Raw genomic sequence first — 15,431 nt, 5'->3', positions numbered from 1 at the left:
GAGTTGGGGCGTTTATCCTTGCGAGCATGTTGCGCATCAAATAAGGACGCGGCCATGACAGACGCTTTTAGCTAAGAACTTGCAGAAACCCCTCTTCCTCCCGCACCAACCCAAAGGGCTCGTCGCGCACGATAAGTAGGCCGTCGAGGTCGTGCACCTCGGCCAAAGCGCTGACTTGCAGCGCTGACCAAATGCCGAGCGAGGTTTCGACCATGCAACCCAGCATGGGTAGCAGGCCGTGGGCGCGGGTCTGGCGCAGCAGCTCAATGCCGCGCTGGTAGCCGCCGGCTTTCATCAGCTTCACGTTGACGCCGTGAAACTGCCGGGCGATTTCGGCAAAATCGGCTTCGTCTGTTACTGATTCATCGGCCAGCAGCGGCACGCTGGTGCGGGGGCACAGGTAGCGGTAGTCGGCGGCCAGGGCGGCGGGTAGGGGCTGCTCCAGCAGCTGTATTCGGAGGCCGGGCACGGTGGCGGCAGCTTCCAGAAAGCGCAGTACGCCCTCGGCATCGGGCCAGGCTTCGTTGCCGTCCACTAGCAGCGGGTGGCCGGGCAGGGCAGCCGCCACGGCGCGCAGCAGGTCGAGGCCGCCCTCCTGGTTTACCTTGACTTTCAGCAGACTAAACCGCTCGGCGCGCTGCGTTTTGATAAACGCCGCTACCGAGCCCGGCTCCATAATGGGCAGCGTGAAGGCCGTGGCCACGCGCCGGGCCGGGGGCGGCACGCCCAGCCACTGCCACACCGGCTGCCCCGCCCGCGCCGCCAGGCAATGGGTGAGGGCGGCTTCCAGGGCGAAGCGCAGGGCGTGGGCCACGGGCCGGGCGGCCAGCAGTGCCGTGAGGTCGGCCAGGGTGTCGGCCTGGGGTAAGCCGTGGGCCAACAGGTCATCGAACTGCGCCCGCAGCAGGGCGGGCGTTTCGCCGTAGCGCACGTTGGGAGCGGCCTCGCCCCGGCCGCTGGCCCCAGCCTGGGCGGCTCGCAGCACGAGGTTGGTCTTGGTAACCGAGGCGTTGCGCGAGATTTTCCAAAGAAAATTAAGCGGCAGCTCGTGGGTGGTGAGGGTCCAGGCGGTCATGGCAAAAACGGGGGGTAGGCCGCCGCAAAGGTGGGGCGAGTGGCAGTTTCGGCCGGGCTGCCCGTTCTTTGAGCCCGAATTAACTGGATGAAGTATACATGAGGAAGCATGAATCGTGAATTTAAGCCCGGCCCTCTACGCTGTTTTTCTAACATGTTTTGACTGGCTAGCCGCGATTTTTTAATCCGTAATTACTCCTCCTCTCCTACCCAGAATAAACTGGTTTTTATTGGTCTTGCATGAAGTTCTCGCGCGTTTCCAGGCTGGCCGGGCTACTGGCTATCCTGGCTATTATTCTCACGGTGCTGGCCGCCTTGCCATCCCACGCCCTACCCCCCACGCTACCCCTGGCCGCGCGCTGGCTGGCGCTGGTGGCGCTAGCGGCCGTGCTGGTACCGCGCCGCTCGCTCACGCTCTGGATAGTCTATAGTATGCTGGTAGGCATCGAGCTGGGCCACGATGCCCCGGCGGCGGCCATCAACCTGAAAGTGCTGAGCGATGCCTTTTTGCGGCTGGTGAAGACGATAATAGCGCCGCTCGTCTTTGCTACCCTGGTGGTGGGCATTGCGGGCCATGCCAATCTCAAGCAGGTGGGCCGCATGGGCATCAAGGCCCTGATTTACTTTGAGATAGTTACTACGTTTGCCCTCTTCATTGGGCTGGCGGCTATTAATCTGACGCAGGCCGGCGCGGGCGTGGTGCGCGGCGCGGCCGACGCGGGCGAGGTACTGCAACCAGCCGCCAAGCAAACGGCGGCCGACATTATCCTGCACATCTTCCCCGAAAACATTGCCAAGTCGGTGGCCGAAGGGCAAGTGCTGCAAGTGGTGGTATTCGCCATTATTTTTGCTATCGGCCTGGCGCTCACACCCGAGCACACGCGCCGCACCATGCTCAACTTCTGCGAAAGCCTCTCGGAAGTGATGTTCAAATTCACCAACGTGGTGATGTATTTTGCCCCGCTGGGCGTAGGCGGCGCGCTGGCCTACACGGTGGGCAAGATGGGCTTTGCGCCCCTGCTCAACGCCTTGCAGCTGCTGCTGACGCTCTATGGCGCGCTTATCGCCTTCGTGCTACTGGTGCTGCTGCCGGTGGCGCTGCTTGCGCGCTTGCCGGTTAAGCGCTTCGTGGCGGCGGTGGCCGAGCCGGTGAGCATCGCCTTTGCTACTACCAGCAGCGAGGCGGCCCTACCCCGCGCAATGGAGGCGATGGAAAGCATCGGGGTGCCGCGCCGCATCGTGGCCTTCGTGATGCCCACGGGCTACTCGTTTAACCTTGACGGTACCACGCTCTACCTGTCGTTGGCGGCGGTGTTCGTGGCGCAGGCGGCGGGCATCCCGCTCACCTTCGGGCAGCAGCTGCTGATGGTGTTCACCCTGATGCTGACCAGCAAGGGTGTGGCGGGCGTGCCGCGCGCCTCGCTCGTGATTTTGCTGGCTACGGTGGCCTCGTTCAACCTGCCGGCCTGGCCGGTGTTTATTATCCTGGGCATTGATGCGCTCATGGACATGGCCCGCACGGCCATCAACGTGCTCGGCAACTGCCTGGCCTCGGCCGTGGTGGCCCGCTGGGAGGGTGAGTTCGTGGACGACTACGTGGCCCCGCCCGACCTGCTCACGGCTGAGCCGGCAGCGGGGCACTAGGTACCTGGGTAAGGTCCTATTCCGGTGCGCGCTGCAAAAAAGTAACGCGCCGGGACGGCTACCCCACCGGCTGCCAGCGACGCGGGGCTGGCCAGCGTAGCCGGGCCGCACGGCAGGCAGCTAACTACCTGACTGTCGCCCGTATCGGGGCGGCTGCTACTAGAGCTGCTAGTGATTGAGTAGTCGTTAGATACGAATACTGATAGACCCTAAACTAAATAGGCACCATGCTCTTGGGTATTAAAAGCGCCACTCAGCGGGGCCTAAACGCCCGCTATGGGTTAACTTCGAATAGATTTTGCTCAGAGTCAGTTTTTTATCTACTTAACGTCTAACCTTATCTAGGCAAAATTCAATCTTACTTCTGGTCCTACTATCTCTATTATGACGCTTATTTCGAGTAACAGCCGCGCACTTTTGCTGGCCACCTGCGCCCTGGCCGGCCTCGGGGCCTGCAAATCGGTGAAAGGCACCTTTACTAATACTCCTACCGCCGTTATCTCCAAACGCCTACCCCCATTGGAAATCACGGCCGACCCCGGCCCCCTGGCCATGAATGATGGCGCGCAGCCCGAAGACCCACTGCGCATGTTCAAGGCCGAGTTGCAGCGCAACGTGGTGGAGCCCACCGATACGGCCACCTACGGCTACGCCCGCCTGGTGGTAACTAAAGTAAAAACTACCCGCACCGGCCGCAGCCTGCAAGCGGCGCAGGTTGTTACCTTCTTAGTGCCCAGCATCTTCGGCGCGCCACTGGAATGGTACCGGACGGATATTCAGGCCGAAGTGCAGATGATGAACTCCAATGGCGAGCTGCTGGGCACCTACACCGGCAAGGGCACCTCCAACGTAAAAGTGGCCATGTATTCGGGCTACTCGCAGACCGAGGCCCCGCGCCTGGCCGATGTGCTAGCCCTGCGCGAGGCCCTGGCCCAGATTCGCCCGCAGCTCGACACGGCCGCTACCCGCCTGCGCCCACTTATGATGGCCGGCGGCCAGGTGAATAACCCTACCCTGCCTGGCAGCAGCAGCAGCAATCGCTAGCGCCCGGCCGTTGGGCCTTTTCTTTGTTGCCCGGCTCCGGTGCCGTGCCCCGTGGGCACTACCGGGGCCGGGCTTCGCGTTACTCCGGCCATGAAGACTCTGCTGCGTTTCCTGCTCCTACCCCCCCTGCTGGCCCTGGCCGGCTGCTGCGCCAACAGTCCCTGCAACTGCCAGGATACGCTGGCGGATTCCCTATATTTTTCACTTAATCAAGATGTAGCTTCCGGTAAGGGCTTCTCGGCGACGGAGGTAGACACCGTGTACCTGCTACGCTATAACCCCGCCGCCGCCGGCACTACCTACGACTCGCTGCTGCTGACCCGGCAGCAGCTGCGGCGCAACCAGCGCAACACCCTCCTGCTGAAGAATAAGCTGATACTGGCTGGCCTGGGCGATGACACTATTCCCTCGTTGGATACCCTGAAGACGACGGTGGTCCTTAGCAACGCCTATCCCTTCAGCCCCGGCACTACGGGCGGCAAACTTAGCAATTATTATTACAAGCTGCTCATTAAGGATAAGTCGATGAAGAATACCAAAAGCTACTCCTTCCTTATCAACCAAATAGTCTTGGGCGGGCAGTACAAGGCTGATGGCTGCTGCACGTGCTATGAGAATACCCAGAAGCAAGTCAACGTCAATGGTCAGCCGTACACGGTGACGGAAGTCGGCGGGGGCGGTGCGACAAGTATTCCCGTTCCCATCGTTCTTTCAAAGCCCTAGCGCGCCTACCTTTGGGCAGGCAAAAATGACAGATTAAAAGCTTAACTATCAGATTTTTAATTTATCATTTATCATTTTTAATCGCCCGCCATGCTTGCTCCCGCGCCGCTTATGCCGCCGGCCGCCGCCGAGGCGCTGGTCCACCCTACCCCGGCGGCGGGGCGCGGCGGCGGGTTTCCGTTCGAGACGCGCCTGAGCCTGGAGCCGCTTATTGCCTACTGGCACGCGCGCGAACACGCGGCCAACCCCGGCGTGGCGCGCCTGGCCCGCGCCGTGCGCGAGCAGGTGGCCGAAGCTGCGGCCTGCCGCGGCAACCTATCCGATATTCAGGACCTGGACCAGCACCACGACCTGGTAGACACGCTGATGCTGGCCGTGTTTCCGCCCGCCACCAGGGCCACGGCCATTGCGGGGGCGGTGGCCCCGTTTCAGCGCCGCAGCTTCTACCACACGCCGCGCTTCGCGGAAGTGCTGCTCAATAAGGACCGCACCATCAAGCAGCCCCTCAATCTGGACCTGGCCACCCTGGAAAGCCAGCTGGCGCGCCTAGCTTACCTGCTCATTCTGGGCCGTGAGTACGCGGCCGAGCTGCACGAGTACCGCGAGGCGCTGCCCGAGCAGGGAGCGTTTATTTTCACCGTGCCCGATTATAGCCTGGGCCTGTACCGGCACTATAGCCTGAGCCTGGATTCGACGTTCGTGCGAGTGCGGGTGGTGGGCGAAAAGCCCGTGCTCACGGCCGAGCAGGTGCAGGAGCTGGTGCGCCACCGCCACCGCCTCGACCTGTGGCAAACATTGCTACCCCCCGCGCACTTCGTGCTCGAAGGCTTCAACCTGTTGCAATTAGTAGACGTCACGACCCAGGAAATAGTATCGGAGCTGAAGTACGACCTGCTGGAGCGCGACGTGCTCCAAGCGTCCGACCGCCTGGAGCAGATTCAGGAGAAGCTGCGGGTGCTGTTTGCCCGGCCGGCCTTGCAACTGGGCATTGCGGCCTACGACGAGCGCAAGCAGGCATTCGTGGATTTTGGGCGCAAAATCAACCACAGCTTTCTTATTAAGCAGATGCAGGGGCAGGAGCTGGAAAGTGAGTTTCGGCAGCTCTACGCGCGCCTGCTGGCCGAGCGCGTGCCCCTGGTGCTAGAAGACGTGGCCACCGAGCCCGGCATTCCGGAGGGCCTGCGCCAGCAGATGCTGCGCCTGGGCATCCACTCGGCCATCTTGGCGGTGCTGCCCTACGGCCCCGACACGGTGGGCCTGCTCGAAATGGGTTCGCCCGATGCCCATGCCTTCGATGAGTTTGACGTGGAGCTGGTTAACCAGTTCGTGCCGCTGTTTGCGGTGGCCGTGAAGCGCAACGCCGAGGACCTGGAAACCCGCATTCAGGCCGTAATCAAGGAGAAATTTACCGCCATTCACCCCACGATGGAGTGGCGCTTCAACGACGCGGCCCGGCGGCTGCTGGCCCGCCAGGAAGAAGGCAACCGCCAGGCCGAGATGGAACCCATCGTGTTTGAGGAAGTATACCCGCTGCACGGCTCCTGCGACATTCGGGGCAGCAGCGTGGCCCGCAACGAGGCCATTCAGGGCGACCTCATCGAACACCTGACGCTAGCCAACCGGGTGCTCAAAAAAGCCTCCGACGTGCAGCAGCTGCCCATCCTGGACGAGCTGAAGTTTTACGTGACCAAAAACCTGCGCCGCCTGCGCCAGGGCATCATCAGCGGCGATGAGGTCACCATCTACGACTCGCTGCGCACTGAGGTAGAGCCGCTGTTTGAGTATTTGGCCCAGAACAACCCCGAGCTGCGGCCCGTCATCACCAGCTACTGGCAGCAGATTGACCCGCGCCTGGGCATTCTCTACCACCGCCGCCGCGACTTTGAGGACAGCGTGACGCGCCTCAACGACACCATCAGCGCCTACCTCGATGAGGAGGAGGAAAAGGCGCAGCGCATGTTTCCGCACTACTTCCAGCGCTTCAAAACCGATGGCATCGAGCACAACATCTACGTGGGGGGTAGCCTGGTGCAGAACAAGCCCTTTGACCTGGTTTTTCTCAAGAACCTGCGCCTGTGGCAGCTGCTGGTGATGGTCGAAATCACGCGCCGTACCCACGCCCTGCGGGCCGAGCTACCGGTGCCGCTCGACACGACCCAACTCATCCTCATTCACTCGCAGCCACTAAGCATCCGCTTCCGGCAGGATGAGCGGCAGTTCGACGTGGACGGGGCATATAACATTCGCTACGAGATAATTAAGAAGCGCATCGACAAGGCTACCGTGCTCGGCACCGGCGAGCGCCTGACCCAGCCCGGCCTGCTGGCCCTGGTATACACGCAGCCCCGCGAAGCCACCGAATACCTCGAATACGTGGACTACCTGCACGACCGCGGCCTGCTGGAGCCCGGCGTGGAGGAGCTGGAATTGGAGGAGTTGCAGGGCGTGAAGGGCCTGCAGGCGCTGCGGGTGAAGATACGGTTGTAGCCACAGCCGGTGGCTCCCCACCCCCCCGGTTTGGCAGAGCTGCGGCTAGCTCGTAGTATTGAAAGTTCTTACCGGGCCGGCTAAGGCTGGGCCGGCCGCACTTCTTTTCACTTTCTGAATTCCCCCGCGATGAAATTCTTTCTCCCTACCCTGCTGGCGGGGCTGGCGCTCAGCGCGGCCAGCCCGGCTCCCTACCCCCCCACCAAGGCCAAGCCCCAGGCGCTGTTTGATGGCAAAACCACCCAGGGCTGGCATACCTATTTGCAGCCCACGGCCACGCCCGCCTGGTCGGTAGTGGATGGCGCGTTGCAGCTAGACCCGGCCGCGGCCGGGCAGGGCGACCTGCTCACCAATGGCGAGTACGAAAACTTTGAGTTGGCGCTGGAATGGAAGATTGCCGAAGGCGGCAACAGCGGCATCATCTTCGGCGTGCAAGAAGACCCGGCTTTCAAGGCCACCTACGAAACGGGCATTGAGATGCAGGTGCTCGACGATAAAAGCGCGCCCGACAACAAGAAGCCCTCGCACCGCGCCGGCTCGCTCTACGACATGCTACCCCCCGCCCACGACGTGGTGAAGCCCGCCGGCGAGTGGAACCGGGTGAAGCTGCGCAAAGACCGCGGCCACCTCACCTTCTGGCTCAACGGCACCCAGGTAGTAGACGTGCAGATGGGTAGCCCCGCGTGGCAGAAGCTGCTGGCCGACAGTAAGTTCAAGGACTGGAAAAACTTCGCCGCCTACCCCAAGGGCCACATCGCCCTGCAAGACCACGAGGCGAAAGTAGCGTTTCGGGATATTATGCTGACTCCCCTTTAGACCGTGGGTAGTAGCATGATTTTTGTAAATCGCGTCCTCATGCCAATAGGGTTGACCAACCGGCACGGGGACGCGATTTACAAAAATCGCGCTACTGCCCCAGCGTCACAGCCATTGTTAATCAGCCGTTTCCAGCTCCCGCTTTTCCCTCCAGAATAGCCGGATGCTGGTGCGCAGCAGCACCAGCCACACCGCCCCGCCGCAGAAGCCCGCCGCCACGTCGGTGGGGTAGTGCACGTGAAAGTACACGCGGGTACCGCCAATCAGCAAGGCAAAGCTGATGAGCACCGCGGCCACGCCCCAGCGGTGGCTGTGCTGCACTACCAGCCAGGCCAGGCAGCCGTAGTAGGCCATACTCATCATGGCGTGGCCGCTCGGAAAGCTGAGGCCGTACTGGTAAAAAAGGGCCGTACTGGGGCGGTTGCGGTGAAAACAGAACTTCAGCAACTCGTTGAGGACCAGGCCACCGCCCATCGAAAGTAGCAGCTCGACGGCGTAGCGGCCGTAGCCGCGCCGGTGCAGCAGCAGCGGCACCAGCAGGCTGGCCGGCACAAAGAATTTTACCGACCCGAAAAAGGTAATAAACTTCATCGCCCCGAAAGTCCAGGGCTGCGCGGCCCGCAGGCGGTCCATTTGGGCAAAGCCCCAGTTATCGAAGGTCTGGGAGCGCTCCTGAAACACGACCCGCGTGAGGTAGAAAAACAGCCCAAACGCCAACACGAACAAGAGGCCGCCCACGATGGCTTCGGTAGTGAGCAGCCCGGCCAGGCCCGCAGCCCGCGCAGCGGGCTTGGCGGCAGGCGGGTCGGGCGGCGCGGCAGGAATAGGCATAATAACTACTGATTATTAGACTACTAGCTTTGGTTCGGACTATTAGCTGAAAGCTCGCTAAAACGGATTACCAATAAAACTAGCCACATTAGAGAGCAGCCATCTACTCGAAAAAACAAAAAAAAGCCAGTCCGAAACCGGACTGGCTTTTTAAGCAAAAAACGTGCGCTCGGAGAGACTCGAACTCTCACACCTTGCGGAACTGCCGCCTGAAGACAGCGCGTCTACCAATTTCGCCACAAGCGCAAGTAGGGCTCAAAAGCCAGCTCACCTGGTCGGCGGAGGCTTTTGATGGGGCAAAGATACGCAGCCTGATTGACTTCGCGCAACTACGGGCCGGTATTTGAGCGCGGGCTGGCCGCCGGGAGCCAGCCGGAAATTTGTTTTTCAGCTACTTGCGCCGCTAATATTTTTTCCTACTCGGCCACGTTGGGTGAATATCCGGCCGATTCGGCCAGAACTTGCGGCATCTATTTTTCCGCATGGCTGCTTCCTTCCTACCCCCTACCCCCCCACCCGCCGCCGGGGTTGACTTTGGGCGGGTGGCCGGCTTCTATGACTTGCTGGCGGGCCTGGTATTTGGGGGGGCGTTGCGGCGGGCGCAGCGGGCGGCGCTGGTGGCGGGGCTGCCGCCCGGCCCCGCGCCGCACCTGCTGGTGCTGGGCGGCGGCGCGGGCTGGGTGCTCACTGAAATCTGGCGGCAGCGGCCCCAGGCGCGGGTGCTGTACCTGGAAGCCTCGGCGGCCATGCTGGCCCGCACCCGCGCCCGGCTGCGGCGCTACCCCCCGCCGCCCGGCGCGGTCCTGGAGCTGCGCCAGGGCACGGAAATAGCCCTGCGGCCCGGCGAGCGGTTCGATGCCATCCTCACGTTTTTCGTGCTCGATTGCTTCACGGCCGCCAACCTGCCGGCCGCGCTGGCCCGCTTACAAGCCGCGCGCCGGCCGGACGCGCCCTGGCTAGTGGCCGACTTTCGGCCCGCTCGCCGGGGCTGGCGGCAGTGGCTGCTGGGCACGATGTACTTGTTCTTTGGGCTCACAGTGGGCTTGCGAGTGCGCCGCCTACCCCCCTGGCGAGCCGAGCTGTGGCGGCTCGGCTTGCGCCCTACCTGGAAACAGTATTTTTTTGGGAAGGCTATCGCCAGCATCGTGCTGCGGCCGGGCAAATCAGAGCCGACTTTACTAGATTAATTCGCGCCTTCAAGGGGGTAGGATTGCTTCTTTGGACCTTACTTTGTAGCGCCTATAGGCCAGTCCGAGGCATTTAGGATACTTATTAGTACTATTCAATTGGTTTTTATGAAAAAACTTTTTCAGCAGCGGGTGCTATCCACTATAAGTGCCAGTTTATTGCCCCTGCTGGCTCTGGCGCAGGGTGCGGGCAGTGGGCCGGCCGTGCATTATGCCGTCGCCTTCCCGAACGCCGTGCACCATGAGGCGCGCATCACGGCCACCTTCGCGGGGCTACCGGCCGGCCAGAAGCTACTGGTGCGCATGGCCCGCTCGTCGCCGGGTCGCTATGCCTTGCACGACTTTATTAAAAACGTGTACTATACCGTGGCCACTGATGGCGCGGGCAAGCTGCTACCCCTCAACAGGCCTGACCCGTACTCGTGGGAAATAACGCCGGGGGCCGATGGTACGGTGCAGTTCAACTATACGCTTTACGGCGACCGCACCGACGGCACCTTCGTGGGCATCGACCAGCAGCACGCGCACCTGAATATGCCGGCTACCTTCTGCTACGCGCAGGGCCTGGAAAACCGGCCGGCCGAAGTCAAGTTTGAGCTGCCGGCCGGCTGGAAGGTAGCGACCCAGCTGCGCGCCACGGGTGACGACAAAACCACCTTTGCCGCGCCTAACCTTCAGTACTTTATGGATAGCCCCACCGTGCTGGGGTCGTCGCAGCTGCTCCACACCTGGCAGGATGGCGGGCGCAACTTCGAGATGGCGACCTACTATAATGGCCCGGCCACCGAGGTCGATGCCTTCGTGAAGAAGACCCAGAAAGTGGTGCGCGAGGCGGCCGGCGTGTACGGCGGCGAATATCCGGCATTTGATTTTGGCCGCTATACCTTCCTGGCTGACTACCTGCCTCAGGCCAGCGGCGACGGCATGGAGCACCGCAACTCAACCTCACTCACTTCGCCCCTACCCCTGCGCGACGAAGGCGAGCTGCGCAACCTGGGTACCTTGTCGCACGAATTTTTTCATTCGTATAATACCGAGCGTATTCGCGCCCAAGGCCTGGAACCCTTTGATTTTCAGCGGGTAAACATGAGTGACGCGCTCTGGTTTGGCGAGGGCTTTACGCAGTATTACGGCGAGCTGGTGTTGCGGCGGGCGGGTTTCTACAACGATGAGCAGTTCTTTGAAAAAGTAAGCTCCTGGGTGAATGCCCGCCTCAACTCGCCGGGCGCGCGCTACGCCTCGGCCCTGGATATGAGCCGGCAGGCGGGCTTTGTGGACGCGGCCGTGTCCTTGGACCCCACCAACCGCAACAATACCTACCTCTCGTACTACGTGCAGGGGGCCGGCCTGGCGCTGTGCCTCGATTTGCAGCTACGCCAGCGCTACCACACCTCGCTCGACAAGTACATGCAGGCCATGTGGCAGGAGTTTGGCAAAGACCAAACTCTTGCCCTGGCCCCGGCCAAAACCTTTACGGTGAACGACTTGCAGCGCGTGCTGGGTACCGTGGCGAAGGATACGGCCTTCGCGGGCTCGTTTTTCCGGCGCTACATATATGGGCACGAGGCCCCGCGCTTCCAGGAAAACCTGGCCACGATGGGCTTGGCCGTAGTGCCGGTGAAAGCGCTGGCCGCCGCCCTACCCCGGCAGGTGGAGTTTGATGAGGAAGGCCGCTGCATTCTGGCGCGCGGCACCACCATCGGCTCGGGCCTCTACAAGGCTGGCATCGACCGGGGCGACCAGCTGGTGATGCTCGACGGCGTGAAAATCACGGACATGGCTACCCTGGAAGGCATCATGCGCAAGCACACTCCCGCCGACCTGGTGCCGGTGCGCGTGCGCAACCGCGCCGGCCAAGAGCGCAACGTGCAGGTGGTACTCACGGAGGATACCAACGTGCAGGTGCAGCCAATGGAAGGCGTGGACAAAATGACGGCCACCGCTGCCCAGAAAGAGCAGCGCGCCGCTTGGCTGGCCAGCGCGGCTAAATAGCTCAGCTTGGTTTTTATAACAACAGAAATCCCCGTCCAAGTAATTGGACGGGGATTTCTGTTATCAGATATTCCCTACTCTACCGGCGGCGGCCGAAGAAGCGCAGCAGGAACAGGAACAGATTCACGAAGTCCAAGTACAGCGTGAGCGCGCCCAGAACGGAGGCATTGTCATGCATTTCCTCGCCTTCGGTTACACCGATAAAAGCCAGCTGCTTAAGCTTCTGGGTATCGTAGGCGGCCAGGGCGGTGAAGAGGATAACGCCAATAAAAGACGTGAGCAGGTTCAGGGTGGAATTAGTCCAGAACATGTTGACTACCATAGCGATAACCAGACCGATGAGAGCCATGCTTAGCAGCTTGCCCCAGCCCGAGAGGTCCGACTTGGTGAAGTAGCCAAAGGCGCTCATTACCCCAAACATGAGGGAAGCAATGAAGAAGGTAGAGGCAATGGAGCCGGCCGTATAAATCAGAAATATCACGCTCAGCGTGAGTCCGTTGAGCGCAGCATAGGCGATAAAGGCGGCCTGTACCTGCCCACGGCTCCACTTAAAAACACGGGCCGACAGGAAGCCCACTAGCAGCAGCTCGGCGATGATGAGGCCGAAAAACACGAACTTATTGCCGAAGATGACGGCCTGCACGGCGGGCGAGGCGGCCGTAAATAGGGCTACCCCCCCGGTGAGGGCCAGGCCGGCAGCCATCCAGCCGTAGACCTGGGTGAAAAACTGGGCCTGAATCTGGGCGGCCTCCTCGGCCGAAAGCTGGCGGGCCGCGACGCGGGCGCGGTCGGGCGAAAACTGATTGTCGCTCATGAAAAAAATACTTGAAGGCGGAGAAAACGTTGCCAGGTCTAACTTACGAACTTTAGCCGATAACGACGGTACTATAACAACATTGCGGCCAAAATGTGCCATTTGCCGCTTCTGTCCCCAGGTCTTTTCCATGTCCGCTCCCGTCCACTATCGCCGCAATGAGGCGCTACGTACTATCCGGCCCGGCTACCCCGGCAACAAGCTCATCGGCTCCGAATTTTGCAATGGCGAGATGCTATTTGAGCCTAAGATGAGCACGGCGCTACGCTGGCAGCTAACGGCTAATCCGCAGAAAGAAGAGAAGAAGCACGATACCTGGGTTCCGGCCGTGGTGCCCTGCGCCGAGGCTTTTTTCTCGACCCAGGACATGCTGGTGTGGCTGGGGCACGCCGGCTTTCTGCTGCGCGTGGCGGGTGTGAGCCTGATATTCGACCCGGTACTGTTTTCGTCGGTGGGCCTGCGCCACCGCCACGCCCTACCCTGCCGGCCTGAGGACGTGCGCAACGTGGACTATCTGCTGCTCTCGCACGCCCACCGCGACCACCTGGATGAGCAGACTATCAAGGTTTTGGCGCAGCACAACCCCCAACTGAAGGTACTCTCAGCGCTGGGTACGGCCGGGCTGCTGGGCGGAATAGCCCCTACCCTGCCGGTGCAGGAAGCCGGCTGGTGGCAGCAGTTCGACTTGGGCCCGACCGCACCCTTTGAGCTGTACTACCTGCCCGCCAGCCATTGGAGCCGGCGCGGGCTATTTGACTTGAATAAAATATTGTGGGGCAGCTTTTTATTAAAGACCGCCGACCGGCTTATCTACTTCGCCGGCGACACGAGCTACGCCGAACACTTCGAGCAGATTGAGCAGACGTTCGGGCCGGTTGATATTTTACTGATGCCCATCGGGGCCTACAAGCCGCCGTTTATGATGAGTCAGAGCCACGTGAACCCTCACGAGGCCGCCAAGGCCGCCAACGTGCTGCGCGCCGGCCACGTGGTGCCCATGCACTATGGCACCTTCGACCTGAGCGACGAGCCCGCTTCCGAGCCGCTGCGCCTGCTAACGGAGGTGGTGGCTGGCGGCCTACTGCGCGGCACCCTGCACGCCCCCGCTGTGGGCGAAGTGCTGGACTGGACGAAGTGGGAATAGTGGCGAACTGGTGATTTAGGGGGGTAGAGATTTGGAGAGCGGTGCTTTTGGAGCGGGGCGGAGCGGATACCTTTGCCGGTTGACTGGCTGGGGCTTTGGCGAGCAAACGCTTGACTCACCATTTCACTCCATCATTAACTTACTGAATGTCGCCTACCCTTGTTCTGAGCCTGATTGCGGGCTACTTCACGGTGCTCGTTATTATTGCGGTGCTGACCTCGCGCCGGGCTACCAGCGAGAGTTTTTTCATCGCCAACCGCAGCGCACCCTGGTACATGGTGGCGTTTGCCATGATTGGGACCTCGCTTTCGGGCGTCACGTTCATTTCAGTGCCGGGCAGCGTGTATACCAAGGGCTGGAGCTACCTGGCCGTGGTGGCGGGCTACGTGGTGGGCTACGTGGTTATCGGCACGGTGCTGATGCCGCTCTACTACCGCCTGCGGCTGGTGAGTATCTACACCTATCTGGAGCAGCGCTTCGGTTTCTGGAGCTACAAAACGGGCGCGCTATTCTTCCTCATTTCGCGGGCGCTGGGCTCGGCCATCCGGCTTTACTTGGTGGCTAATGTGTTGCAGCTCATAGTATTCGATAAGCTGGGCGTGCCTTTTACGGTGACCGTGGTGGTAAGCATTCTGTTTATTTATCTCTATACCTTTCGCGGCGGGCTCAAGACCATTCTCTGGACCGATACCTTTCAGACGCTGGCCATGCTGAGCTGCGTAGCGTTAAGCATTTACTTTATTTCCAATGAATTACACTTAGGTTTGAAGCAGCTTGTGGCCTCGGTGCGGGGTAGCGACTTGTCGAAAATATATTTCGGTGACTTTAAGGACGACCGATTTTTCTGGAAGCAGTTCGCGTCGGGCATTTTCATTACCATCGTGATGACCGGGCTCGACCAGGATTTGATGCAGAAAAATTTAAGCTGCCGCAGTTTGGGCGAGGCGCAGAAGAATATGTTCTGGTTCACTATCGTCATTGTGGGGGTAAACGCGCTGTTTCTGACTCTCGGCGTGCTGCTATATCAGTACGCCGCCGCCCGCGGCATTGACCTAACGCATTTGCCCAACTTGCTCAACGCCAAGGGCGGCTTCGATACCGATAAGGTATTTCCTTACCTGGCCACCACGCAGTTTACGCTCTTCGCGGGCGTCATTTTTATCTTGGGTTTAATTGCCGTTACCTACGCCTCGGCCGACTCGGCGCTCACGGCGCTCACGACCTCCTTCTGCGTGGATTTTCTGACCATTGGGCAGTACCCGGAGGCCCGGCAAACCCGCCTGCGCCAGGCCACGCACCTGGGCTGGACGGTGGTACTTATTATTATCATCTTGATTTTCAGAGTAGTAAATAGCCAGAATCTACTGTCGGCGGTATTTACGGCGGCGGGCTACACTTACGGGCCGCTACTGGCGCTCTACAGCTTCGGCATTTTTACGCGGCGAATGCTGCGCGAGCGGCTAGTGCTGCCGGTGTGCGTGCTGGGGCCGCTGCTCACGCTGCTCATCGTATCTCACTCCGTGGAGTGGCTCAACGGCTACAAGTTCGGGTTTGAGATTTTACTGCTCAACGGAGCACTCATTTACCTGGGCTTACTCTTGATTTCGCGGCCTCCGGCCCGAACCGAAGTGGGTGTGGCGTTGTCTTAACTGGGATGATTTTTGCTGCGTCAGGT

The 15,431-nt window shown here is 60.9% G+C and carries 12 protein-coding genes and 1 tRNA gene; 9 read left to right on the top strand and 4 right to left on the bottom strand.

From position 1 onward, the window contains the following. Positions 1-67: 67 nt before the first annotated feature. The gene (locus tag LC531_RS04445) at positions 68-1,075 is read right to left on the bottom strand and encodes an enolase C-terminal domain-like protein (RefSeq protein WP_223649118.1); all 1,008 of its coding nucleotides are present in this window, start codon (positions 1,073-1,075) and stop codon (positions 68-70) included. A 239-nt stretch (positions 1,076-1,314) separates the two neighbouring features. On the opposite strand from LC531_RS04445, the gene LC531_RS04440 reads away from it, so the two are divergent. From LC531_RS04440 to LC531_RS04420, 5 genes are all read left to right on the top strand, one after another. Next, positions 1,315-2,718: a dicarboxylate/amino acid:cation symporter gene (locus LC531_RS04440; RefSeq protein WP_223649117.1), complete on the top strand. Its 1,404-nt coding sequence runs from the start codon at positions 1,315-1,317 to the stop codon at positions 2,716-2,718. A gap of 384 nt (positions 2,719-3,102) precedes the next feature. Beyond that, complete coding sequence (locus tag LC531_RS04435; RefSeq protein WP_223649116.1) at positions 3,103-3,762, top strand: hypothetical protein; 660 nt, start codon at positions 3,103-3,105, stop codon at positions 3,760-3,762. Between the two features lie 90 nt (positions 3,763-3,852). Then, positions 3,853-4,485, top strand: a complete 633-nt coding sequence (locus LC531_RS04430) for a hypothetical protein (RefSeq protein ID WP_223649115.1) — start codon at positions 3,853-3,855, stop codon at positions 4,483-4,485. 90 nt (positions 4,486-4,575) lie between these two features. Then, entirely contained in the window at positions 4,576-6,972 is a 2,397-nt protein-coding gene (locus tag LC531_RS04425; RefSeq protein WP_223649114.1) for a GAF domain-containing protein, read from the top strand. 129 nt (positions 6,973-7,101) lie between these two features. Beyond that, positions 7,102-7,788 (top strand): 3-keto-disaccharide hydrolase, encoded by a 687-nt coding sequence (locus LC531_RS04420; protein ID WP_223649113.1) that lies wholly within the window; start codon positions 7,102-7,104, stop codon positions 7,786-7,788. A 117-nt stretch (positions 7,789-7,905) separates the two neighbouring features. Here LC531_RS04420 and LC531_RS04415 read toward each other — a convergent pair whose 3' ends face one another. Both LC531_RS04415 and LC531_RS04410 read right to left on the bottom strand, forming a co-directional pair. Further along, positions 7,906-8,619 (bottom strand): phosphatase PAP2 family protein, encoded by a 714-nt coding sequence (locus LC531_RS04415; protein WP_223649112.1) that lies wholly within the window; start codon positions 8,617-8,619, stop codon positions 7,906-7,908. A gap of 164 nt (positions 8,620-8,783) precedes the next feature. After that, a tRNA-Leu gene (locus tag LC531_RS04410) sits at positions 8,784-8,865 on the bottom strand. Positions 8,866-9,101: 236 nt separating this feature from the next. Here LC531_RS04410 and LC531_RS04405 point away from each other — a divergent pair. Then, entirely contained in the window at positions 9,102-9,806 is a 705-nt protein-coding gene (locus LC531_RS04405) for a methyltransferase (protein WP_223649111.1), read from the top strand. 108 nt (positions 9,807-9,914) lie between these two features. Beyond that, a complete protein-coding gene (locus tag LC531_RS04400) occupies positions 9,915-11,798 on the top strand; it encodes a M61 family metallopeptidase (RefSeq protein WP_223649110.1) in 1,884 nt (627 codons plus the stop codon). Between the two features lie 79 nt (positions 11,799-11,877). Here the strand turns inward: LC531_RS04400 and LC531_RS04395 are convergent, their stop codons facing one another. After that, positions 11,878-12,612, bottom strand: a complete 735-nt coding sequence (locus tag LC531_RS04395; protein ID WP_223649109.1) for a Bax inhibitor-1/YccA family protein — start codon at positions 12,610-12,612, stop codon at positions 11,878-11,880. A 130-nt stretch (positions 12,613-12,742) separates the two neighbouring features. On the opposite strand from LC531_RS04395, the gene LC531_RS04390 reads away from it, so the two are divergent. Both LC531_RS04390 and LC531_RS04385 read left to right on the top strand, forming a co-directional pair. After that, entirely contained in the window at positions 12,743-13,756 is a 1,014-nt protein-coding gene (locus LC531_RS04390; RefSeq protein WP_223649108.1) for an MBL fold metallo-hydrolase, read from the top strand. A 146-nt stretch (positions 13,757-13,902) separates the two neighbouring features. Next, on the top strand, positions 13,903-15,405 hold the full coding sequence (locus tag LC531_RS04385; RefSeq protein ID WP_223649107.1) for a sodium:solute symporter: 1,503 nt from the start codon (positions 13,903-13,905) through the stop codon (positions 15,403-15,405). Positions 15,406-15,431 lie beyond the last annotated feature (26 nt).

Source organism: Hymenobacter psoromatis (assembly GCF_020012125.1).
Lineage (GTDB): Bacteria > Bacteroidota > Bacteroidia > Cytophagales > Hymenobacteraceae > Hymenobacter > Hymenobacter psoromatis.
This window is presented reverse-complemented; position numbering and strand designations above follow the sequence as displayed.

Excerpts from the sequence above, each read along its gene's own strand:
- LC531_RS04445 (WP_223649118.1), bottom strand. The coding sequence starts at position 1,075 with ATGACCGCCTGGACCCTCACCACCCACGAGCTGCCGCTTAATTTTCTT.
- LC531_RS04440 (WP_223649117.1), top strand. The coding sequence starts at position 1,315 with ATGAAGTTCTCGCGCGTTTCCAGGCTGGCCGGGCTACTGGCTATCCTG.
- LC531_RS04435 (WP_223649116.1), top strand. The coding sequence starts at position 3,103 with ATGACGCTTATTTCGAGTAACAGCCGCGCACTTTTGCTGGCCACCTGC.
- LC531_RS04430 (WP_223649115.1), top strand. The coding sequence starts at position 3,853 with ATGAAGACTCTGCTGCGTTTCCTGCTCCTACCCCCCCTGCTGGCCCTG.
- LC531_RS04425 (WP_223649114.1), top strand. The coding sequence starts at position 4,576 with ATGCTTGCTCCCGCGCCGCTTATGCCGCCGGCCGCCGCCGAGGCGCTG.
- LC531_RS04420 (WP_223649113.1), top strand. The coding sequence starts at position 7,102 with ATGAAATTCTTTCTCCCTACCCTGCTGGCGGGGCTGGCGCTCAGCGCG.
- LC531_RS04415 (WP_223649112.1), bottom strand. The coding sequence starts at position 8,619 with ATGCCTATTCCTGCCGCGCCGCCCGACCCGCCTGCCGCCAAGCCCGCT.
- LC531_RS04405 (WP_223649111.1), top strand. The coding sequence starts at position 9,102 with ATGGCTGCTTCCTTCCTACCCCCTACCCCCCCACCCGCCGCCGGGGTT.
- LC531_RS04400 (WP_223649110.1), top strand. The coding sequence starts at position 9,915 with ATGAAAAAACTTTTTCAGCAGCGGGTGCTATCCACTATAAGTGCCAGT.
- LC531_RS04395 (WP_223649109.1), bottom strand. The coding sequence starts at position 12,612 with ATGAGCGACAATCAGTTTTCGCCCGACCGCGCCCGCGTCGCGGCCCGC.
- LC531_RS04390 (WP_223649108.1), top strand. The coding sequence starts at position 12,743 with ATGTCCGCTCCCGTCCACTATCGCCGCAATGAGGCGCTACGTACTATC.
- LC531_RS04385 (WP_223649107.1), top strand. The coding sequence starts at position 13,903 with ATGTCGCCTACCCTTGTTCTGAGCCTGATTGCGGGCTACTTCACGGTG.